Source organism: Bacillus sp. RSS_NA_20 (assembly GCF_020165915.1).
GTDB classification, from domain to species: Bacteria; Bacillota; Bacilli; order Bacillales; family Bacillaceae; genus Bacillus; species Bacillus altitudinis.
In genome coordinates, this window is record NZ_JAIUKW010000005.1 from 220,556 (window position 1) to 241,921 (window position 21,366).

Genomic DNA, 21,366 nt, shown 5'->3' on the forward strand with positions numbered 1-21,366 from the left:
ATGTGGGAAATGGGCGTTTTAAGAGGAAGTGGTTTCGTCAGTGAAGATCTTTCTGTATGATGAAGGGGAGAGGGTATACATAACAAGAGACAGGAGACGAGATATGAATAAAAAAGTCATCTTCTTTGATATCGACGGTACTTTATATGACCATGATAAAAAAATACCTGAATCAACGAAGCGAGCTGTTCGTTTATTAAAAGAAAAAGGGCATCATCTCTTCATTGCATCTGGCCGTTCGCCTTTTCTCATTCAGCCTATTTTAGAAGAAATAGGGCTTGACTCATTTATTGCTTATAACGGTCAGTATGTCATGTACGAAGGAGAAGTCATTTACGGCAATCCGCTTAAGCAAGAGCTGATGGATAAAATTTATGAAACAGCGGATCAACATGATCATCCGCTTGTTTTCATGGGAGAGAAGACGATGAAGGCGTCTGTGCCGAACCATCCATTTATCCATGAAGGGATTGGTACTTTAAAAACAGAGCATCCCGAGCACGATTTGTCATTCTTTAAAGAAAACGTCATTTATCAAATGCTGCTATTTTGTAAAGCAGAAGAGGAACATCTATATGAAGCGTTCCGTGAAGAAATTGATCTCGTCAGGTGGCATGAGCTGTCTACTGATGTCCTGCCAAAAGGTGGATCAAAGGCTGAAGGAATTAAACGAGTCATTGAAAGACTTCCGTACGATCAAAAGGACACAATTGCCTTCGGTGACGGGCTGAACGATCGAGAAATGATTTCGTTTGTTGGAACAGGTGTTGCGATGGGGAATGCAGTCAATGAATTAAAAACATTAGCTGACTTTGTCACCAAACCTGTAGATGAGGATGGCATATTCCACGCTGTGACTGAATTAGGCCTTATTGATGAATAAAAAACAAGACCCGCTGATGGACGGGTCTTGTTTTTTTATTATGATCTGCCGATCGCAACCGCGTTGTCTGGCTCGGCGAATGGATGATCTTTTTGAATATGATCATAAAACATAATGCCATTTAAGTGGTCAATTTCATGCTGAAAAACGATGGCCGGAAACCCTTTGAGGCGAATATCAATGTCTTCACCTTCAAGCGTTGTACCTTTCACCCTGATTTTTTCATAGCGCGGGACGAATCCAGGGATGGCTTCATCAACAGATAAACAGCCTTCTCCAGTAGCTAAATAAGCTCTTTTGACTGAATGGCTAACAATGCGAGGATTGAATAATGCATAGCTGTAAAGTTCTCCGCCCTCGTCTTCACAGTGAACAGCGATCATTCGTTTACTGATATTGATTTGCGGAGCTGCTAGGCCAACACCGGGTCTAAGTTCATATTTTTCAGCAATGTCTGCATCCTGACTGTTTTTGACAAATTCAATCATGTCAGCTAATTGCTGTTTTTCTTCTTCTGTTGGCGGGAGTTCGACCGCTTCAGCTGTTTGTCTTAAGACGGGATGCCCGTCTCGTACGATATCATCCATGGTAATCACAAAACTTCACTCCTATTTCCTTTGTATGTAAAGTATATAAAATGATACACGACATATGCAATGAAATAAAGAAGACCGGTCGTATGAGACCGGTCAGAGGCTTATTCAGCCATTAGCAGCAGCCACCGCCGCCTAAGAATGCTGCGCCAACAATGATCAATAGAATGAATAGGACGACGATTAAAGCGAATGTACGTCCACCACCGTAACCGCAACCGTATCCACCACCATAACTTGGATAGCAACAACCGCCGCCGTATCCATAACCGTAACCGCCGTATCCACCATACATACTTCCATGACTATAATTAGACATACTTTTGACCTCCTTTGGAAATACACTCGGCCTCTCATAAGTGAAGGCGAAGCGTGTAATATAAACTATGTATGAATGCACTATTTGTATAGTCATGAGCCTAGAGCATGAAAAAAATCTTCTTTCCCCTCAAAAAACCAACCTCTTTCCTTGTCACAACCGCCCTGAAAAATTATAGTGGTATGTGGAGATGTAAAGGGGGACCTTGTAATTGAAACAGATGAAAAGAAGAATAAAAGCAGGTGCAACTTTAGCGGGGATATGCACCCTCTTGCTTGCGGGCTGCGGAGGTCAAAATCCGCTTTATGAGATGCAAGATGCCATGACGAAAATGAGCGAAAAAGAAGCATCCTTTGAAAAAGAACAAGGCGCACTGCAAAGCTATGAGAAAAAAGAACAGCAGTTGTATAAAAAAATGATTCAAACAACAAAAGACCACACAAAAACAGTCTCAAACTTGTCTGATCAAGCATTAGCATCGGCAGAAAAGCGTGAAGAACATTTAAAAACAGAAAAAGACAGCATGGATCAATCGAAAAAAGAATTTCAATCTGTAAAGGAATTCGCTGGACAGATAAAAGATGCGGAAGTAAAAGACAAAGCAGAACAAACAGTCAAATCAATTGAAAAAAGATATGCATCGTATGATCAGCTTTACCGTGAGTATCAAAAGGCGCTGAAACAAGACAAGCACTTGTATGAATCCTTAAAAAGAAAAGACTTAGGATACGCCGAACTGAAATCCAAACTGAAAACAGTCAATCGTTCCTATAGTAAAGTGAGAAAAGAAAGCAAGAAGTTCAATCAATATACAGATCAATTGAACGAATATAAACAAGCTTTATACAAAACAGCTCAGAAAGAATCACAAAACAGTTAAAAACAGTACTTGCATATTTGCTAGCTCTGTTTATCGCTGCTACTCACAAAGTGCCTGCGTGTCGTTACTCGTTTTTCCAAGATGTCAAACTGAAAAGAAGAGAAAGGGTTAAAATGAAGTTCATTTTAGCCCTTTGTCCATCACGATCAAAAGAGCTGAAAATAGCTCTTTTTTTATTTTTCGACAAAAACAAACATGTGCTATTGTAGTACAGTGATCCACTCTATACTAGTACAGTTTGTGCTGTTGATTAAACAGATTGATACAGGTCACCATAAAAAGTAAAGCGAATACATTTATTTAAATAAAGCCGTTAAATCAATTGACGGACTATTTTTCTTGTTGTAAACTATTCCTTGTTAACAGAAGTTGTATTAGTTTTTTGTGAACTATCGTTAATACAGTTAGAAAAACTCAAAAGCAAGCGATCATCCAATGTTTCGACAATGATCTTTGTGGCTATTATATACAGGAGTCATATGAGCATTTTGGGTTATCCTATATCTGTATGTATAAATGGATTCACGACAAATTGACTGTTAAAAGAAAGGAAGAGGTGACTTTAGAATGGCTGCAAAAACAAAAAAAGCAATTGTTGATAGCAAAAAGCAATTCGATGCCATCAAAAAGCAGTTTGAAACGTTCCAAATTTTAAACGAAAAAGGCGAAGTCGTAAACGAAGCGGCAATGCCAGATCTTTCAGATGACCAATTAAAAGAATTAATGCGCCGTATGGTGTTTACACGTGTATTAGATCAACGTTCAATTTCATTGAACCGTCAAGGACGTCTTGGCTTCTATGCGCCAACAGCTGGACAAGAAGCTTCTCAGCTTGCAACTCACTTTGCACTTGAGAAAGAAGATTTCATTCTTCCAGGATATCGTGATGTACCACAATTAATCTGGCACGGTCTTCCACTGACAAAAGCATTCTTGTTCTCTCGTGGACACTTTGTTGGAAACCAAATGCCTGAAGATGTGAATGCACTTTCTCCGCAAATCATTATCGGTGCACAAATCATTCAAGCTGCTGGTGTAGCTCTTGGTTTGAAAAAGCGCGGTAAAAATGCTGTTGCAATCACTTACACTGGTGATGGTGGAGCTTCACAAGGTGATTTCTACGAAGGTATTAACTTTGCAGGGGCTTACAAAGCGCCAGCGATTTTTGTTGTCCAAAACAACAGATATGCGATCTCTACACCTGTTGAAAAGCAATCTGCTGCACAAACGATTGCACAAAAAGCAGCTGCAGCTGGTATCGTAGGCGTACAAGTTGACGGTATGGATGCATTAGCTGTATACGCAGCGACTGCAGAAGCTCGTGAGCGTGCTGTAAATGGTGAAGGTCCAACATTAATTGAAACTCTTACATTCCGTTACGGCCCACATACAATGGCTGGTGACGATCCAACAAGATATCGTACAAAAGAAGATGAAAATGAGTGGGAGCAAAAAGATCCATTGGTACGCTACCGCAAATTCTTGGAAAACAAAGGCCTTTGGTCTGAAGAAGAAGAGAATAAAGTCATCGAAGATGCAAAAGAACAAATCAAACAAGCAATCAAAGAAGCTGACGAACAGCCTAAGCAGAAAGTCACTGATTTGATTGAAAACATGTACGATGTGAAACCATTTAACTTGGTTGAACAGCTTGAAATCTACAAACAGAAGGAGTCGAAGTAAGCCATGGCGCAAATGACATTGATTCAAGCGATCACTGATGCGTTACGCACAGAACTGAAAAATGACGAAAACGTTCTTGTTTTCGGAGAAGACGTTGGTAAAAACGGCGGCGTATTCCGTGCGACTGAAGGATTGCAAAAAGAGTTTGGTGAGGATCGTGTATTCGATACTCCACTTGCTGAATCTGGTATTGGCGGTCTTGCAATTGGCCTTGGACTACAAGAATTCCGCCCAGTAATGGAAATTCAATTCTTCGGATTCGTTTACGAAGTATTAGATTCTGTTTCTGGACAAATGGCTCGTATGCGTTACCGTTCTGGTGGACGCTGGCATTCTCCAGTGACAATCCGTTCTCCATTTGGCGGAGGAGTTCACACACCTGAGCTTCACGCTGATAGCTTAGAAGGTCTTATTGCACAACAGCCTGGTATCAAGGTTGTTATTCCTTCAACACCTTACGATGCAAAAGGACTATTAATTTCTGCAATTCGTGACAACGATCCGGTTGTATTCCTTGAGCATATGAAACTTTATCGTTCTTTCCGTCAGGAAGTTCCTGAAGAAGAGTACACAATTGAAATCGGTAAAGCTGACGTGAAACGTGAAGGTTCTGACCTTTCAATCATCACTTACGGTGCAATGGTTCACGAATCACTTAAAGCTGCTGAAGAACTTGAAAAAGAAGGCGTTTCTGCTGAGGTCGTTGACCTTCGTACAGTGAGCCCGCTTGATATTGAAACAATCATCGCTTCTGTTGAAAAAACAGGTCGTGCGATCGTTGTTCAAGAAGCACAAAAACAAGCTGGTATTGCAGCAAACGTAGTAGCTGAAATCAATGATAGAGCAATTCTTAGCCTAGAAGCACCAGTACTTCGTGTAGCTGCACCTGATACTGTATTTGCTTTCTCTCAAGCTGAGAGCGTATGGCTTCCAAACCATAAAGACGTGCTTGAAACAGCTAAGAAAGTTCTTGAATTTTAATTAAATGACAGAGGGGAAAAGAATTTATTTCTCTTCCCCTTTATCAATTACATGACCGTGTAATGTTGACAGAACAAGGGTTTAACATAATCTAGGAGGCGAAAAACAGTGGCATTTGAATTTAAACTTCCGGACATCGGAGAAGGTATCCACGAAGGTGAGATCGTTAAGTGGTTTGTAAAACCAAACGACGAAATCAATGAAGATGACGTTTTAGCAGAGGTACAAAATGATAAAGCAGTTGTAGAAATTCCTTCACCTGTTAAAGGAAAAGTATTAGAATTAAAAGTTGAAGAGGGAACAGTTGCAACTGTAGGACAAACAATCATTACGTTTGATGCACCTGGTTACGAAAATCTTCAATTTAAAGGCAGCGAAGAAGAAGGCGAAGCGAAAACTGAAGCTCAAGTACAAGGTACTGCTGAAGCTGGTAACGAGCCTGAAAAGAAAGAAGTTGCTCAAGAAGAAGCGGCAGCAGCAACTGGTGCTGGCGCACAAGAGCAAGTAGATGCTGATCCTAACAAACGCGTTATTGCTATGCCATCTGTACGTAAATATGCGCGTGAAAAAGGCGTTGAAATTTACAAAGTTGCAGGTACTGGTAAAAATGGCCGCGTGCTAAAAGAAGATATCGACAGCTTCCTTAATGGCGGTTCTGCAGCAACTCAAGAAGCAGCACCTCAAGCAGCTGAAAGTGCGAAAGAAGAAGCGGCTCCAAAAGCGGCAGCAGCTCCAGTTCTAGAAGGAGAATTCCCAGAAACTCGCGAGAAAATGAGCGGAATCCGCAAAGCGATCGCGAAAGCAATGGTGAACTCTAAGCACACAGCTCCTCACGTAACATTAATGGATGAAGTTGATGTAACAAACCTTGTTGCACATCGTAAACAATTCAAACAAGTTGCAGCTGATCAAGGAATCAAGTTAACTTACTTGCCTTACGTTGTAAAAGCTCTAACTTCTGCTTTGAAAAAGTACCCAGTACTTAACACTTCTATCGATGATAAAACAGATGAAGTTGTTCAAAAGCATTACTACAACATCGGAATTGCAGCTGATACTGAAAAAGGCTTGCTTGTTCCAGTTGTGAAAAATGCAGATCGCAAAGCGATTTTCGAAGTATCTAACGAAATCAACGAGCTTGCAACAAAAGCACGTGATGGTAAATTGGCTCCAGCTGAAATGAAGGGTGCATCTTGCACAATCACAAACATCGGTTCTGCTGGTGGACAATGGTTTACTCCAGTCATTAACCACCCAGAAGTAGCGATCCTTGGTATTGGCCGTATCGCTGAAAAAGCGGTTGTTCGTGATGGCGAAATCGTTGCAGCTCCAGTCTTAGCTCTTTCCCTAAGCTTTGACCACCGTATGATTGATGGAGCTACTGCGCAAAATGCCCTTAACCACATCAAGCGTTTATTGAATGATCCACAATTAATTTTAATGGAGGCGTAAATTCATGGTAGTAGGAGATTTCCCAATCGAAACAGATACTCTTGTCATCGGTGCAGGTCCTGGTGGATATGTAGCTGCTATTCGTGCTGCACAGCTAGGACAAAAAGTAACAATCGTTGAAAAAGGAACACTTGGCGGCGTATGTCTAAACGTCGGCTGTATCCCTTCAAAAGCATTGATCAATGCTGGACATCGTTTCGAGAATGCAAAGCATTCTGAAGACATGGGTATCAAAGCTGAAAACGTAACAGTTGATTTCACAAAAGTTCAAGAGTGGAAAGCTTCTGTTGTAAACAAATTAACAGGTGGAGTTCAAGGTCTTCTAAAAGGAAATAAAGTAGACATCGTCAAAGGTGAAGCTTATTTCGTAGACAGCAACTCTGTACGTGTCATGGATGAAAATTCAGCGCAGACTTATACATTTAAAAATGCAATTCTTGCAACTGGATCTCGTCCAATCGAATTGCCTACATTTAAATACACAGACCGCGTGATCAACTCAACTGGTGCTTTAGCGCTTAAAGAAGTACCTAAAAAGTTAGTTGTCATCGGTGGTGGATACATCGGTACTGAGCTTGGTACTGCTTATGCGAACTTTGGAACAGAAGTTGTCATCCTTGAAGGTGGAGACGAAATCCTTCCAGGTTTTGAAAAGCAAATGAGCTCATTAGTGAAACGTAACCTGAAGAAAAAAGGAAACGTTGAAATTCACACAAACGCTCTTGCAAAAGGCGTTGAAGAAAAATCTGACGGTGTCACTGTTACTTTCGAAGTAAAAGGTGAAGAAAAAACTGTCGATGCTGACTACGTACTTGTGACTGTTGGTCGTCGTCCAAACACAGATGAGCTTGGTCTTGAGCAAGTTGGTGTTGAATTGACAGACCGCGGAGTTGTCAAAACTGACAAACAATGCCGTACAAGCGTTTCAAACATCTATGCAATTGGTGACATCGTTGATGGACCACCACTTGCACACAAAGCTTCTTACGAAGGTAAAATTGCTGCTGAAGCAATCGCTGGAGAGCCAGCTGAAATTGATTACCTTGGTATTCCTGCTGTTGTATTCTCTGAGCCAGAACTTGCAACTGTTGGATACACTGAAGCAGAAGCAAAAGAAGAAGGAATCGATATCGTTGCAGCGAAATTCCCATTCGCAGCAAACGGACGTGCACTTTCTCTTGATGCAACTGATGGCTTCATGAAGATGATCACTCGTAAAGAGGATGGTCTTGTGATCGGTGCACAAATTGCAGGTGTTGGCGCTTCTGATATGATTTCAGAGCTTAGCCTTGCAATTGAAGCTGGTGTGACAGCTGAAGATATCGCAATGACAATTCACGCTCACCCAACTTTAGGTGAAATCACAATGGAAACGGCTGAAGTAGCAATCGGAAGCCCAATCCATATCGTAAAATAATGAACGTTGAAACCCTCTCCACACGGAGAGGGTTTCAGATTGTTGACAAAGGGCTAAAATGAACTTGATTTTAGCCCTTTGTCTTCTTTTCAGCGCGATAGAAAACCTTTGCAGCCCTAGGAAGGACGAGTACTGGAGCGGAGCGAATTTGACATTCGTGAGCACCAGCACGCAGGGCTGACAAAGAATGCGAGGGTTGGTCTACACGCTGAAGCCCTCTCCACACGGAGAGGGTTTTTTTATGTATGTGAAACCTCGCTGAAAACGAAAAACCCTCATGAGCTGAGGGCTTTTTTCATATGGATATATAAGTGCAAAGTCGAACCGTTAATTTGTATTCACTCGATCTAATGCTTGGCATATGGGTGATAAGATATCCTCTTTACTTCGGACATTACCTTCCACCTTCACAATGACCTTTTCATTATTGACAAGTAAAATAGCCGGCAGTTCGTCTACTTCATTTTTCCAGCCTTTACGATCTTCTTTGACAATCATCTTGGACATTTCCTTCGGATATTCATTTTTTAAATCGAGCACTGCGTCATAATAAGGACTTTCTTTATCAAGATTTTCTGCATCAGTAAAAAAGAGAATTCTTGGCTTTTGAATATGACTGACCTGGTCTGTCTGATTCGGTATGATATACGCAAATGAGCATGAACTAAGTACAAAGAGCATAGGGAATATAATGAGAAGGGTCCTCATAAAATTCAATCTATTCACCTCAAAATCCTTTGGGGTTGTACCAACATTTTTAGGAGCCAGTTCCCTGTTAGTCACTCTAGTGTATCACGTCCTTTTTGACAATTTTCGATTGTTACTCAATTGTTACAGAATTGATATGAAGCAAAATACATTTGAAACGTTTCCTCAATATGATGAGAAAAAAACATATTTTTATAAAAAATGATTAATTGTGTCATACAATTAACCGTTGACAACTTAAATGTGACATCATATTATAGAGATATGAAATAGATTAAACGCTTTCAAACTTTGAGTAAAGAAAAGGGGAATGTACAAGTGGGTACAATTATTTGTCAAGATTGCAATGAAACCATTGATCAATTTGAAAATGAAAAAGTGACAACACTTTATGGAACATGTGGTCACTGTCATTGCTGTGATGAAGCCTCTGAATAAATAAAAAAGCATGCAGCTCCAATTGGGGCTGCATGTTTCTTTTTTATAAAATGGCTTTTTGTTCTTTAATGACACGAATCATATCTAGTGTGGAATCTTCTGGTCCTTGAACAGGAAGACCGATTTCGATATTTTTAAAGATATAGGAGATATTTTCTTCTGTGATGATTTCTCCTGGTATAAAAATAGGAATACCAGGCGGATAAACCATGACAAATTCTGCAATGATCCGGCCAGCCGCTTCTTTAAATGGAATGACTTCCGTTGTTGCGTAAAAAGCGTCACGGGGCGTCATCGCAAGCGAAGGGATTTCAGGCAGTAACACTTCTGTCACGGCTTGTTTGCCGCCTTGACGTGCAGAGGTGGCCGCAATTTCCTTCATAGCCGTTACAAGTGTATCAATCGTCTCATCACAATCGCCAGGCGTCACGATACATAAAATGTTGTATAGGTCAGAGAGCTCTACTTCAATTCGGTAGCTTTCTCTTAGCCATTTCTCCACATCATGGCCATTGAGTCCAAGGTCTTTAATGGAGATGATTAATTTTGTTGGGTCATAATCGTAAGTAGAAGGTGAACCGAGAATTTCTTGACCAATACAAGTAATACCTTCAATTTCGTTTAAACGAGTTCTTGCTGATTCAGCTAATCGAATGGCTTCATCTGCAAGTGCCTTTCCTTCAGTCGCTAATCGCTTTCTAGCGACATCCAGGGAGGCTAAAAGTAAATAAGAAGTAGACGTAGTTGTCAGCATGCTTAAAATAGATTGTACTCGATCCTTTGAAACAAGCTCTTCTTTTATATTTAAAATCGAGCTTTGGGTGAGAGAGCCACCAAGTTTATGCACACTTGTTGCTGCCATATCAGCTCCCGCCTGCATCGCAGACAATGGAAGCTCATCGTGAAAATGAATATGCACACCATGTGCCTCATCTACAAGAACAGGTACGTCATATGAATGAGCAATGTCTACAATGGTTTTTAAATCAGCTGAAATGCCAAAATACGTTGGGTTAATCACAAGCAGCCCTTTCGCATCTGGGTGTTTAGTCAGCGCTTTTTTAGCTGACTCTGGCGTGATGCCATGAGAGATGCCAAGCTCTTTGTCAATTTCCGGGTGAATAAAAACAGGTACTGCACCAGAAAATACAATAGCAGACATAATCGACTTATGGACATTACGTGGAACAATAATTTTGTCTCCAGGACCACAGACGGTCATCACCATTGTCATGATCGCGCCGCTTGTTCCTTGTATAGAGAAAAACGTATGGTCGGCACCAAATGCTTCTGCTGCAAGCTCCTGTGCTTCTTTGATCATTCCTCGAGGCGAATGTAAATCATCAAGAGGTTCTATATTAATAAGGTCAATGCTTAATGCATTGTCTCCAATGAATGCTCTAAATTCAGGGTCCATTCCGGCTCCTTTTTTATGGCCTGGAATGTGAAATTGGACTGGATTGGTTGAAGCGTGTTTTTTTAGTCCAGTGTATAAGGGTGTATCATGTTGTGACAATTGCTTTCCCACCTTCATCGAAATACCTGCTATTATTATCCCAATAACAGCAGATTTCATTGCATAAAACAAAAGAATTATATTATGAACTGATCGGAATGTAAAGCATAAAATCAATCGGATTCTGATCAAACAGATGCTATAATAAAAGTTCAAATAAGAAATGTGGATTAAAGTGAGGGACAAGTAAATGGAATATCAATATCCAATGGACGTCGACTGGACAACTGAAGAAAAGATGGCGGTCATTTCATTTTTTCAAGCCGTTGAAAAAGCCTATGAAACAGGAATTGCGAAACAAGCGTTACTAGAGGCTTATAAACGATTTAAAGAAGTTGTACCATCAAAAGCAGAAGAAAAGACGCATTGTGCGGCGTTTGAAAAGGGAAGTGGGTATTCCCCTTATCGAACAGTAAAAAGCGCAAGAGAGGCTGAAGAAACAGCTATGATACGGATGTAAAAAACGAGCCAATATAGGCTCGTTTCAGCGTGTAGACAAACCCTCGCATTCGTTGTCAGTCCTGCGCGCTGGTGCTCACGAATGACAAATTCGCTCCGCTCCAGTGCTCATCCTTCCTAGACTGCAAAGGTTTTCTATCACGCTGAAAAGAAGACAAAGGGCTAAAATAAAGTTCATTTTAGCCCTTTGTCAACAATCTGAAACGAGCCAACATAGGCTCGTTTTTTTATACAGATTCTTTTTGTGTAAAGCGGTATAGATAAGTTACTGTGCGGAAGGCATCTTCAATTTTTGATAAGAATTCTTCATTATTCATTTGAACAACTTCTTCTCTAGGAAGCTGGATGCCGCAAAGGAGTTCGGCCTTTTTGACTGTTTGAACACGTTCAAATAGTGTTCTCAGCTGTTCAGCATCAAGTTCGCTGTGGCGGAGGACGTCCGGTTTCATATGATCCTTAGACCAAACAAAGTCTTGCGGTATTTTCTTTTGGATCGTGTCCAGCTCTTTTTCGAATAATTGCCCATATTCACCTTTTACTGGAGATTCATAAATGAGCGCAAACCATACAAATACATGAGTTTTCCAAAGCCCAATTTGAAAATGAGGGAGCTTTTTATACCCACGCTTACTGTTAGCGAAAGCCACCCAAGTGTCATTTGGCGGGTTGACTGATCTTCTAGCATGTTTTGCCACGTGGACAAACATTTCGTCTCCTGTAATAGAAGAAAGAAGCGGTGCAAAATGTTCACCAAGTGCTTCAAGCTTTGGACGGACTCTCTCTTTTAATACGGTCATACGTTCATCTAAACCGTCTACTGTGAATGTTTCAAAATCTTCATCTCTAAAACGCATTTCACTCATGTTATGCCTCCTGTATCTTTTCGCTGATCATATTTTATCATAGCTTGGGTCAAGCTCAAAAAAAGATGCACTTTAAAGAGAAAGATAGCAGGGATCTTGGTTCGGCGTTTAAAAACATCGATTTTGTGGTACATAACAAATAGGTAAAAACACAATTTTCAGAATGTCGTTGCGGTTATGCGATCGCTTCATACGATATAAGCAAGAACCATTTCTCTTATCGATTGTATTTTTTATCAATGAAAACTGACAAGGAATGAATCATTCTCTGGAAGGGGCGTTGACCAATGAAGCAAATCGTGAAGCATGGGTATAGACAAGAGAAGAAGAATCGCATCGCTGTGTGGAGATTAGAGGTTGATTATGAGCTTTCTACGCTTCATGAAGCCATCGAGCAAAAAGATGATATCCAGGTAGAACGCAGCAAACGAAAGCTTGAGCGCCTAAGAAAAGAATGGGAGCAGCTTCAAGGGTAAAACAAGGTGAGGTAAAAACGAACCAATTCATCGGTTCGTTTTTGTATGAAGCTGCTTTTTTCTTGCTTTTACGTACATAATATCAGTATGCTAATACAAATAGGTACTACATAGAAAAGAGGTTTACAGTCCGATGACAAACTGGGTGGAAATTGACCGACTTGCAAAGCTTTGGGTAAAAGAAGCGGGTAGCCGCATTAAAGCATCCATGCAGGAAGGTCTATCAATTGAAACAAAATCAAATCCAAATGATCTTGTCACAAACATCGATAAAGAAACAGAACGTTTCTTCATTGAAAAGATACAGTCGACATTTTCAGATCATCATATTTTAGGAGAAGAGGGCCAAGGGGAAGAAGTGACCTCTCTTGACGGGATAGTATGGATCATTGATCCAATTGATGGCACCATGAACTTTGTCCATCAAAAACGAAATTTTGCCATTTCAATTGGGATATTTGAACATGGTGTGGGGAAAATCGGTCTTATTTATGACGTCATTCATGACGAGCTCTATCATGCAGTCAAAGGAGAAGGGGCGTATATGAACGATACCTTACTCCCGCCTTTAAAAGATGTCGCCATTGAAAAAGCCATTGTCGGCATTAACCCAACATGGGCGATTGAAAGCCCCCATTTTGACGCTAAGCCGTTTGCCCGTCTCGTACGCGATGTGAGAGGAACAAGAACGATTGGATCAGCTGCACTTGAACTGGCTTATATTGCAAGCGGAAGAAGCGACGCATATGTCACGTTAAGGCTAGCGCCATGGGATTATGCGGCTGGATGTGTGTTACTTGATGAGGTAGGCGCTGTTTACTCGAATATTCACGGAGAACGCTTGACGTTTCTAGAGAAAAATAGCATTGTTGCTGGAAATCGATCCGTCTGTGAAAAAATCTTGCATGATTACATAAAGGGAAGCGGAAATAAACAATAAACAACATCACTTCATGAGAATGAAGTGATTTTTTGTATTTGATGAAACTTTTTGACAAGTCAAATGTCTATACGAACGAGGCCTTAATTTGAAGTAAAGGATTGTGTAGCGATGTTTGATTTGTTTAGTGATTTATCCCTCCATTTTGAAAGGTTTTTTATTTTAAATGAGTACAGTATCCACATGATTCAATGGTGTGTGCTTGGACTATTTGTCCTTTTCATTACACTTCCCATATGGAAAGAAAAGAAGAGTAGTTATGTATTTTATGCTGGAATCGTATTAAGAGTAGTTCTGCTAGGGAGTATGACACTTGAGATGATCCACCAAGTGCAAGCTAGACAGTATACGATCGAAACATTTGAAGTGCTGACAGATTTCATGCAATTTCTCATCTATGGATATGTCTTGCTTGCATCACTTTTCTATGTGATTTCTCTTCCTTATTTAAAAAATAAAGGCATGTTTTTTGCGTTTGATTTATCTGTGTTACTTCTGCCTTTATGTCAAACGGTATTTATTGTGTTAGTTGAAAGCAAAAAGTTCTTTCTTAGCGGTGATACGGAGCTGATATGGAGAGATTTGATCATCATTTTGCTTATGATTGGCTTTGCCGCTTTGGTACTTCACCTTTTCTTTCGCTTGTTTTGGCATCGGCAGTGGAAAGAATTGCTGTTTTTCTATGGCTTGATTTTCGCTGTGCTGCTGTATATTTTTTATCCTTCTATCTCGAAGCATGAGCTGCAATCTTCGTTTAAATCCATTGTGATTTTAGTAGCGGCCGCAGGAAGCTTTATGACATTACATTTGTTAGGTGCGTTACTACAAAACAAGGTGAAGTTGAGACAGTGGGGTGCTTGGGGAATTGTCGTCTTTTTTATGCTGATGCTGAACCCGATCCTAAATCTCCCACATATCATGTTTCAATTTACTAAAACGGAACTGACAGATACTTTCTCAGAAGAATATCGCCCTTTATCTGAAGCAAGTGCGAAAGCATTCGCTTCAAAGTTTGTACCAGCGGACACTACATTATATTCAACGACTATCGCCGAAAAGTAAAACGAACTTTTACGGATGTAGAAAAAGCTGATTTTTTAGAGCAGCAGATATTCATGACACCTGAAGACCATTTAGAAACTCAAGCTGATATTCAAAGGCTGTGGAGCCAGTTCAATCAATTGAAGGATTCTTACCGAGAAGTCCTCATTTTAAGAGATATTCAGGAATTATCGTATGAAGAAGTAGCGGAAATTTTGAATTGGACTTTACCTAAAGTAAAGACAACCCTTCATCGAGCAAGATTAGAGCTGAAACGAAAGCTACATTGTGAGGAGTTCAACAAATGAGCTGTTATTTGATTGAAGAACTATTACCACTTTATATAGAAGGGGACACGAGTGAAGAAACAAATCAATTAGTGAATGAGCACTTACGTTCATGCAAAAAATGCCTTCATCTATATGAAGAAATGAAAGAACCAGTCTCTATTGCAAAGTCAACAGATATCATACCGTTCATAGATGAAAAAGAAGAAAAAAGAAAGTTTGAAAAGCGCTACTATGGAAAACTGTTATTAAGGGCAAGTATCGTTTTTAGTATCGTCTATCTCATCATGCTCTTGATCTATTGGATATAAGAAAGAACCCCCATCTGGATGAACCGGATGGGGGTTTTTTGAGCTTAGTTCAATTTTTCTTTAGCAATTTGAACTGCATCATAGAACGTTTTTAATTGCTCTTGAGGAATTTTCTTAAGCAATTGGTTGAAAACAAGTAATTCAGTAGAGCTGAATCCAAGACCTTTAGCGATTTTAGAATCAATTACAACGTTTCCTTTTTTGTCTAGAACAAGTGCATCACCAGCAAGATCAGCAATTCTGATCACTGATTTGAAAAGCTTTTCGAATTTAGTTGCTTCTTCTTTAGTAAGACCAAGTTCAACAGCTTTTTCTGCATCAAAAACTAATTTTCCTTTTTCGTTTTTAGTGATGCTTTCACTGAAAACGATTGTAAGAACAGCTGCGCGATCTAAGAATTTCTCAGCAGTCGCCGCTTCTTCTTCAGTCAGACCGAGCTCAACAGCTTTTTTCACATCAAATGTGTAGTTGTTGTCTTCCTCAACAAATGAATTGATGAGAATGCTGATAACACGCTCGTTTTTCTCCAATAAATCTTTAATAATTTGTTGCTGCTCAAAAGGAATCCCTTTGAAAGTTGCAGCACTTGCTTGCCCAGGAGCTACTGTTGTGAAAGTAAAAATGATAGCTAAAGCGAAAAATACAACAGAGCTGAGCGATTTGCTCAAAAACTTCTTCATGCTTCTTTTCTCTCCCTTTTCTGTTAAATTTTGTTGCAAGAACAGCATACCATGAGAAACTTTGTGGAAGAATAGGAAAAATGTAACTTTGTGTTTGATTTTGGAGAACTATAAAAGTTCTTGTCGAAAAATGGAGGAGTTCAGATTGCTTAGATTTGCCAACACTATATGAAATTTTTAGTTGAATCATTAGTGTTACATAGGTGGTTGGTCTTGTTTTTACCCAAAATAAAAGCCTTCTACATGTAAAATGTAAAAGGCTTTTCATAAATTTTATGATTGCACGTTTAATTTTCGTTTTAATGTAAATCCTGTACCCATGAAAATCATGGCGAACACAATACTTAAGCATGTTCCCAGTATGCTTTTTTCTGCAACAGACACTCCAATAAACGCCATACTGACGACGGCAAGTAATGCACATAATAATAGAAGCCATTTGATTTGTTTCATTTGTCTCCATCCCTTTTTTTAGAGTTAATATAAGTTTACAGAAAAACGATCGGCATTTAAAGGGGATTGTGATATAATATGAAAGTTATCTAATTATTTTAGGAGATGAAAATGTGAAACTTCGAAAAGACCTTCGCAACATCGCAATTATTGCCCACGTTGACCATGGTAAAACGACGCTTGTTGACCAATTGCTCCATCAAGCTGGTACTTTCCGTGCGAATGAAAATATCGCTGAGAGAGCCATGGATTCAAATGATTTAGAGCGAGAGCGCGGTATTACGATCTTAGCTAAAAATACTGCGATCCATTATAAAGATACACGCATTAATATTTTAGATACACCAGGACACGCCGATTTCGGTGGTGAAGTTGAGCGTATCATGAAAATGGTAGATGGTGTACTTCTCGTTGTGGATGCATATGAAGGTTGTATGCCTCAAACACGATTCGTGCTAAAAAAAGCACTTGAGCAAAACTTAACACCAATTGTTGTTGTCAATAAAATTGACCGTGACTTTGCTCGTCCAGCTGAAGTAGTTGATGAAGTCATTGACTTGTTCATTGAATTGGATGCAACAGAAGAACAGCTTGAATTCCCAGTTGTATATGCATCAGCAATCAATGGTACAGCAAGTAACGATGCTAGTAAGCAAGATGAAAACATGGAATCGTTGTTTGAAGCGATTGTCAACCATATCCCATGCCCAGTCGACAACCATGAAGAGCCGCTTCAATTCCAAGTGGCGCTACTTGATTACAATGATTATGTTGGAAGAATTGGAATTGGCCGTGTATTTAGAGGAACGATGCAAGTAGGACAGCAAGTTGCTCTAATGAAAGTGGATGGCAGTGTAAAACAATTCCGCGTGACGAAGATTTTTGGTTTCCAAGGGTTAAAACGAGTGGAAATCAATGAAGCGAAAGCTGGAGATCTTGTCGCAGTATCTGGTATGGAAGACATCAACGTAGGAGAAACAGTCTGCCCGGTAGAACACCAAGAGGCTTTGCCGATCCTTCGTATTGATGAGCCGACACTTCAAATGACATTTGTTGTGAATAACAGCCCATTTGCAGGCCGTGAAGGAAAGTACGTGACATCACGTAAAATTGAAGAGCGTTTAGAACAGCAGCTTCAAACAGACGTAAGTCTTCGTGTAGATCCAACGGATTCACCTGATGCTTGGGTCGTATCAGGACGCGGTGAGCTTCACTTATCAATTCTGATTGAGAATATGAGACGTGAAGGATTTGAACTGCAAGTATCGAAGCCAGAAGTTATTGTAAAAGAAGTAGATGGTGTTCGATGTGAGCCTGTAGAGCGTGTTCAAATTGATGTACCTGAAGAGCATACTGGCTCTGTTATGGAATCAATGGGTGCAAGAAAAGGTGAAATGATTGACATGATCAATAATGGTAATGGTCAAGTTCGCCTGATCTTTACAGTTCCATCACGTGGTTTAATCGGATATACAACTGAATTTCTTTCATTAACTCGTGGTTTTGGTATTTTGAACCATACGTTTGACAGCTACCAGCCGATGCAGTCTGGTCAAGTTGGCGGACGCCGTCAAGGTGTACTTGTTTCAATGGAAACAGGTAAAGCAACTGCTTACGGAATCCAAGGCGTTGAAGAGCGCGGTGTGATTTTCGTTGAGCCGGGTGTTGAAGTATACCAAGGAATGATTGTTGGTGAGCATAACCGTGAAAACGATCTTGTTGTCAACGTGAGCCGTATGAAACAACAAACAAACGTACGTTCAGCGACAAAAGATCAAACGGTTAGTATGAAAAAACCACGTATTATGTCACTTGAGGAATCTCTTGAGTACTTAAATGAAGACGAATACTGTGAGGTTACACCGGAATCGATCCGTTTAAGAAAGAAAATTTTAGATAAAAACGAACGTGAGAAAGCTGCGAAGAAGAAAAAGCTAGCAGGATTATCTTAATTCCATGAAGAATTAAAAAGATAGAACCCTGAAAGATAAGGGGAGGGAATCTTTTTGAATGATCAGGAAGTAAGTGAGAATCTATCCTTTTTCGCGATGCTGTTTCGTGTCGATGAAAATCCGCAAACAGGGATGTGGCTCCTATATGGCACCATCCTTGTTTTAGCGATTGTTGTTTTTAAACTCGGATTTGCTAGACGTTTACCGATTTTAAAAGCACTTGTCATTTATTTGTTTTTGATTTTTGGTTGCACGTTTCTCACATTTCTAGGTATCTTCTTGCCAGTCGCAGAAGGCCTGGTTGTGGCAGCTGTCATTTTGATTATTTATAAAATACGACTGCATCGTGCGAAAAAAGAAGGAACAGTAAGTACGTAAAAAAGACCTGAACTTGTGTCAGGTCTTTTTTATGTCTTCTGTTCTTTTTTTCCTTTTTTCTTCTTTTTCTCTTTCGTCGCAGGATCTTGATAAAGAGAGAATCTGCCAGTTTTGATGCGTGCCTCTGTCTTTACTTTAATTCTTTCTTGGCAGTCATCGCACATATATGTATGAATCGGTCGATTTCTTAACCGTTTAGCAACAAGTGTATCATCATTAATGGTTTCAAGCTTTTCACATAATGAGCACTTCACTCTCATCATTTTCACCTCACTTTGGTCATGCCTTCATTATAGCATGTTTTTTGAGCCACTTAAAATCAGTATAAAAAAGGCTTATATCACAAGAGATATAAGCCGCAGCGTGTAGACAAACCCTCACATTCGGTGTCAGTCCTGCGCTTCGGTGCTCACGAATGTCATATTCGCTCCGCGCCGATGCTCGTCCTTCCTAGGGCTGCAAAGGTTTTCTATCACGCTGAAAAGAAGGCAAAGAGCTAAAATAAAGTTCATTTTAGCCCTTTGTCAATAATCTGAGGCTATATCACAAGAGATATAAGCCGTTCTCATTATTTCTTCTGATTCATATGATGGTTTGATTGATCGTTTTGGTTTTTTTCTAATTGCTTTTGATCTTGTTGTTTGAGCTGATGATTCGGATCATTCGTTGGATCTGTTTCGTTACGGTCGATTTCATTTCGAGGCATTTCTGGCATAACACGTCCCACAATGGCTGCTAGTTCATCCATAATTCCGCTTACTGGCCTGCCTGCTTGTATTTCTTTACCCATTTCCTTTAAACGGCTCACTGTATCTGGATCAGCGACGACAACAGCATTCGCACCTTCTGGGTCATTTTTCAGAGCTTTGGCGACTGAATATTTAATGGTTTCAACTTTGCTTCTATCTAAATCATCTTTTACATCAATGCCAACGACAGCGTACTTGCCGATGACGATCGCTGTTGCGTCATTTACATCTGCTACATGCTCAGTCACATTCACTAGGTGTTTTGCCACATCTGTTGATGGGCGGGCTTTGTCAGTGTTTTTCTTGGATGAGTCTGATACTCTTACTAAATGCTTGTTTCCGTCTTGATGTTCTTGTGCCAAAGGCTTCTCTTGATGTTGGCAAGCGCCTAATAAAAGAATGGTTTGAACCATGAATAACGTCAAAAATAGTCGCATGTGTATTCCCTCCTTCACAAACTGCATGATTTATTTTATTGTTGAATTAACCTTCTAACTTTATTCATGAAAACATATATTTTAACAATCGTTTTTGGAAAGACAAGGATGAATGAAACCCCGATCAGGAGGCGAAGGACCTGAGTAAAATTTATGTATTAGACACAAATGTGTTATTACAGGATCCGAATTCAATCTTTTCATTTGAAGACAACGAGGTTGTGATTCCGGCCGTAGTGTTAGAAGAAGTAGACTCGAAAAAAAGATATATGGACGAGGTTGGGCAAAACGCACGACGTGTCTCACGTTTAATCGACGGGTTGAGATCGAAAGGGAAACTGCATGAAAAAATTACGCTGGAGTCAAAAGGAACGCTGCGTATTGAGCTGAATCATCGCTCTTTCCATGAACTTCAAGAAATTTTCATCGAAAAAACAAACGATAACCGGATTTTGGCTGTTGCGAAGAATTTGAGCTTAGAGGAAGAAACAAAACCGGATGGCCGGCCTGTCATTTTGGTCAGCAAAGATGTCCTAGTGCGAGTAAAGGCGGATGCCATTGGTCTGCAAGCAGAGGATTTCTTAAGCGATCGTGTGCTGCAAAATGAAGACATTGATAACGGCTATCACGAGCTCTATATTCCGACTGAGCAGCTGAATACATTTTATAAGCAAAATCAGTTACCAATAAAAGACGTCACCCAAACGCCATTAAACCCTCATCAATTTGTTATTATGAAGGGAAATGAGGGTGGTTCTGCTTTGGGGATGCTTGATCAAAAAGCAGAGCATGTAAAACGGCTTATTTATGACCAAGAACATATTTGGGGAATTCGCCCAAAAAATGTCCAGCAAACGATGGCGCTTGAGTTACTTTTACGCCGCGATATTCCGCTTGTGACACTTATCGGAAAAGCGGGAACAGGAAAGACACTGCTTGCACTTGCTGCTGGATTAATGCAGACAGAGGACCTCGGCATGTTTAAAAAGCTCATCGTGGCCCGCTCCATTGTTCCTGTCGGTAAGGACTTAGGGTATTTGCCAGGCGAAAAAGAAGAGAAGCTCAGACCGTGGATGCAGCCGATCTATGACAACCTAGAATTTTTATTTAACACAAAAAAACCTGGTGAACTCGATGCGATACTAGCGGGCATCGGTTCAATTCAAGTGGAAGCTTTAACGTATATTCGCGGGAGAAGTATCCCTGATCAATTTATCATTATCGATGAGGCGCAAAACTTAACAAAACACGAAGTAAAAACATTATTAACGCGGGTTGGTGAGGGAAGTAAAATTGTGCTGATGGGAGACCCAGAGCAGATTGATCACCCTTATTTAGACAGCTTAAATAATGGGCTCACATATGTCATTGAGCGTTTCAAAGGGCAGCAAATATCTGGACATGTCAAGCTTGTCAAAGGAGAAAGGTCTGGACTTGCACAGCTTGCAGCTGATTTATTATAGTCCAGAC

The 21,366-nt window shown here is 40.2% G+C and carries 25 protein-coding genes; 16 read left to right on the forward strand and 9 right to left on the reverse strand.

What is annotated here, in order from left to right:
• Nucleotides 1-103 precede the first annotated feature (103 nt).
• Nucleotides 104-883, forward strand: coding sequence for a Cof-type HAD-IIB family hydrolase (locus LCD32_RS06695; RefSeq protein ID WP_024719544.1), 780 nt, complete (start codon nucleotides 104-106; stop codon nucleotides 881-883).
• Nucleotides 884-921: 38 nt separating this feature from the next.
• Here the strand turns inward: LCD32_RS06695 and def are convergent, their stop codons facing one another.
• Both def and LCD32_RS06705 read right to left on the reverse strand, forming a co-directional pair.
• Nucleotides 922-1,479: a peptide deformylase gene (def, locus tag LCD32_RS06700; protein WP_008345111.1), complete on the reverse strand. Its 558-nt coding sequence runs from the start codon at nucleotides 1,477-1,479 to the stop codon at nucleotides 922-924.
• Between the two features lie 112 nt (nucleotides 1,480-1,591).
• Nucleotides 1,592-1,771, reverse strand: a complete 180-nt coding sequence (locus LCD32_RS06705; RefSeq protein WP_026050085.1) for a YjcZ family sporulation protein — start codon at nucleotides 1,769-1,771, stop codon at nucleotides 1,592-1,594.
• Between the two features lie 235 nt (nucleotides 1,772-2,006).
• Here LCD32_RS06705 and LCD32_RS06710 point away from each other — a divergent pair, with 235 nt between their 5' ends.
• From LCD32_RS06710 to lpdA, 5 genes are all read left to right on the forward strand, one after another.
• On the forward strand, nucleotides 2,007-2,675 hold the full coding sequence (locus tag LCD32_RS06710; protein WP_041507359.1) for a YkyA family protein: 669 nt from the start codon (nucleotides 2,007-2,009) through the stop codon (nucleotides 2,673-2,675).
• Between the two features lie 567 nt (nucleotides 2,676-3,242).
• Nucleotides 3,243-4,358 carry a pyruvate dehydrogenase (acetyl-transferring) E1 component subunit alpha gene (gene pdhA / locus LCD32_RS06715; RefSeq protein ID WP_007498599.1) on the forward strand — a complete coding sequence of 372 codons (1,116 nt, stop codon included), beginning with the start codon at nucleotides 3,243-3,245 and terminating at the stop codon, nucleotides 4,356-4,358.
• A gap of 3 nt (nucleotides 4,359-4,361) precedes the next feature.
• Nucleotides 4,362-5,339 carry a pyruvate dehydrogenase complex E1 component subunit beta gene (gene pdhB, locus LCD32_RS06720; protein ID WP_007498597.1) on the forward strand — a complete coding sequence of 326 codons (978 nt, stop codon included), beginning with the start codon at nucleotides 4,362-4,364 and terminating at the stop codon, nucleotides 5,337-5,339.
• A 108-nt stretch (nucleotides 5,340-5,447) separates the two neighbouring features.
• On the forward strand, nucleotides 5,448-6,791 hold the full coding sequence (locus tag LCD32_RS06725; protein ID WP_008345100.1) for a dihydrolipoamide acetyltransferase family protein: 1,344 nt from the start codon (nucleotides 5,448-5,450) through the stop codon (nucleotides 6,789-6,791).
• A 4-nt stretch (nucleotides 6,792-6,795) separates the two neighbouring features.
• Nucleotides 6,796-8,208 carry a dihydrolipoyl dehydrogenase gene (gene lpdA, locus LCD32_RS06730; RefSeq protein WP_003211097.1) on the forward strand — a complete coding sequence of 471 codons (1,413 nt, stop codon included), beginning with the start codon at nucleotides 6,796-6,798 and terminating at the stop codon, nucleotides 8,206-8,208.
• A 327-nt stretch (nucleotides 8,209-8,535) separates the two neighbouring features.
• On the opposite strand, the gene LCD32_RS06735 is transcribed toward lpdA, so the two are convergent.
• Nucleotides 8,536-8,916 carry a hypothetical protein gene (locus tag LCD32_RS06735; RefSeq protein ID WP_223255627.1) on the reverse strand — a complete coding sequence of 127 codons (381 nt, stop codon included), beginning with the start codon at nucleotides 8,914-8,916 and terminating at the stop codon, nucleotides 8,536-8,538.
• Nucleotides 8,917-9,234: 318 nt separating this feature from the next.
• On the opposite strand from LCD32_RS06735, the gene LCD32_RS06740 reads away from it, so the two are divergent.
• Nucleotides 9,235-9,354: a GapA-binding peptide SR1P gene (locus LCD32_RS06740; RefSeq protein ID WP_003212464.1), complete on the forward strand. Its 120-nt coding sequence runs from the start codon at nucleotides 9,235-9,237 to the stop codon at nucleotides 9,352-9,354.
• Nucleotides 9,355-9,397: 43 nt separating this feature from the next.
• Here the strand turns inward: LCD32_RS06740 and LCD32_RS06745 are convergent, their stop codons facing one another.
• The gene (locus LCD32_RS06745; RefSeq protein ID WP_224563280.1) at nucleotides 9,398-10,870 is read right to left on the reverse strand and encodes an aminotransferase class I/II-fold pyridoxal phosphate-dependent enzyme; all 1,473 of its coding nucleotides are present in this window, start codon (nucleotides 10,868-10,870) and stop codon (nucleotides 9,398-9,400) included.
• Nucleotides 10,871-11,060: 190 nt separating this feature from the next.
• On the opposite strand from LCD32_RS06745, the gene LCD32_RS06750 reads away from it, so the two are divergent.
• Complete coding sequence (locus tag LCD32_RS06750) at nucleotides 11,061-11,330, forward strand: UPF0223 family protein (RefSeq protein WP_008345089.1); 270 nt, start codon at nucleotides 11,061-11,063, stop codon at nucleotides 11,328-11,330.
• Nucleotides 11,331-11,556: 226 nt separating this feature from the next.
• On the opposite strand, the gene LCD32_RS06755 is transcribed toward LCD32_RS06750, so the two are convergent.
• Nucleotides 11,557-12,192: a DUF1054 domain-containing protein gene (locus LCD32_RS06755; protein ID WP_008345087.1), complete on the reverse strand. Its 636-nt coding sequence runs from the start codon at nucleotides 12,190-12,192 to the stop codon at nucleotides 11,557-11,559.
• Between the two features lie 287 nt (nucleotides 12,193-12,479).
• Between LCD32_RS06755 and LCD32_RS06760 the strand changes: the two genes are divergently transcribed.
• The 5 genes from LCD32_RS06760 (at nucleotide 12,480) to LCD32_RS06780 (ending at nucleotide 15,247) form a co-directional block, all read left to right on the forward strand.
• The gene (locus LCD32_RS06760) at nucleotides 12,480-12,668 is read left to right on the forward strand and encodes a hypothetical protein (protein ID WP_008345085.1); all 189 of its coding nucleotides are present in this window, start codon (nucleotides 12,480-12,482) and stop codon (nucleotides 12,666-12,668) included.
• A gap of 133 nt (nucleotides 12,669-12,801) precedes the next feature.
• Nucleotides 12,802-13,608 (forward strand): inositol monophosphatase family protein, encoded by an 807-nt coding sequence (locus tag LCD32_RS06765; protein ID WP_224563282.1) that lies wholly within the window; start codon nucleotides 12,802-12,804, stop codon nucleotides 13,606-13,608.
• A gap of 183 nt (nucleotides 13,609-13,791) precedes the next feature.
• Nucleotides 13,792-14,670 (forward strand): hypothetical protein, encoded by an 879-nt coding sequence (locus LCD32_RS06770; protein WP_224563285.1) that lies wholly within the window; start codon nucleotides 13,792-13,794, stop codon nucleotides 14,668-14,670.
• The gene (locus tag LCD32_RS06775) at nucleotides 14,643-14,957 is read left to right on the forward strand and encodes a sigma-70 family RNA polymerase sigma factor (RefSeq protein ID WP_224564532.1); all 315 of its coding nucleotides are present in this window, start codon (nucleotides 14,643-14,645) and stop codon (nucleotides 14,955-14,957) included. Before LCD32_RS06770 ends, LCD32_RS06775 begins: the two co-directional genes overlap by 28 nt.
• Nucleotides 14,954-15,247, forward strand: coding sequence for an anti-sigma factor family protein (locus tag LCD32_RS06780; protein WP_224563288.1), 294 nt, complete (start codon nucleotides 14,954-14,956; stop codon nucleotides 15,245-15,247). The genes LCD32_RS06775 and LCD32_RS06780 overlap by 4 nt, the downstream gene beginning before the upstream one ends.
• Nucleotides 15,248-15,291: 44 nt before the next feature.
• Here LCD32_RS06780 and LCD32_RS06785 read toward each other — a convergent pair whose 3' ends face one another.
• Both LCD32_RS06785 and LCD32_RS06790 read right to left on the reverse strand, forming a co-directional pair.
• The gene (locus tag LCD32_RS06785) at nucleotides 15,292-15,927 is read right to left on the reverse strand and encodes a hypothetical protein (RefSeq protein WP_017359387.1); all 636 of its coding nucleotides are present in this window, start codon (nucleotides 15,925-15,927) and stop codon (nucleotides 15,292-15,294) included.
• A gap of 273 nt (nucleotides 15,928-16,200) precedes the next feature.
• Entirely contained in the window at nucleotides 16,201-16,380 is a 180-nt protein-coding gene (locus tag LCD32_RS06790) for a DUF5325 family protein (protein WP_008345070.1), read from the reverse strand.
• A gap of 113 nt (nucleotides 16,381-16,493) precedes the next feature.
• Between LCD32_RS06790 and typA the strand changes: the two genes are divergently transcribed.
• Nucleotides 16,494-18,332 (forward strand): translational GTPase TypA, encoded by a 1,839-nt coding sequence (typA, locus tag LCD32_RS06795; protein WP_008345068.1) that lies wholly within the window; start codon nucleotides 16,494-16,496, stop codon nucleotides 18,330-18,332.
• A gap of 96 nt (nucleotides 18,333-18,428) precedes the next feature.
• Nucleotides 18,429-18,710, forward strand: a complete 282-nt coding sequence (locus LCD32_RS06800; protein ID WP_048002867.1) for a YlaH-like family protein — start codon at nucleotides 18,429-18,431, stop codon at nucleotides 18,708-18,710.
• 29 nt (nucleotides 18,711-18,739) lie between these two features.
• Here LCD32_RS06800 and LCD32_RS06805 read toward each other — a convergent pair whose 3' ends face one another.
• Nucleotides 18,740-18,970 (reverse strand): YlaI family protein, encoded by a 231-nt coding sequence (locus tag LCD32_RS06805; protein ID WP_008345063.1) that lies wholly within the window; start codon nucleotides 18,968-18,970, stop codon nucleotides 18,740-18,742.
• 308 nt (nucleotides 18,971-19,278) lie between these two features.
• Nucleotides 19,279-19,896, reverse strand: a complete 618-nt coding sequence (locus LCD32_RS06810) for a YhcN/YlaJ family sporulation lipoprotein (RefSeq protein WP_008345059.1) — start codon at nucleotides 19,894-19,896, stop codon at nucleotides 19,279-19,281.
• Between the two features lie 140 nt (nucleotides 19,897-20,036).
• Here LCD32_RS06810 and LCD32_RS06815 point away from each other — a divergent pair, with 140 nt between their 5' ends.
• Nucleotides 20,037-21,359 (forward strand): PhoH family protein, encoded by a 1,323-nt coding sequence (locus tag LCD32_RS06815; RefSeq protein WP_025207279.1) that lies wholly within the window; start codon nucleotides 20,037-20,039, stop codon nucleotides 21,357-21,359.
• Nucleotides 21,360-21,366 lie beyond the last annotated feature (7 nt).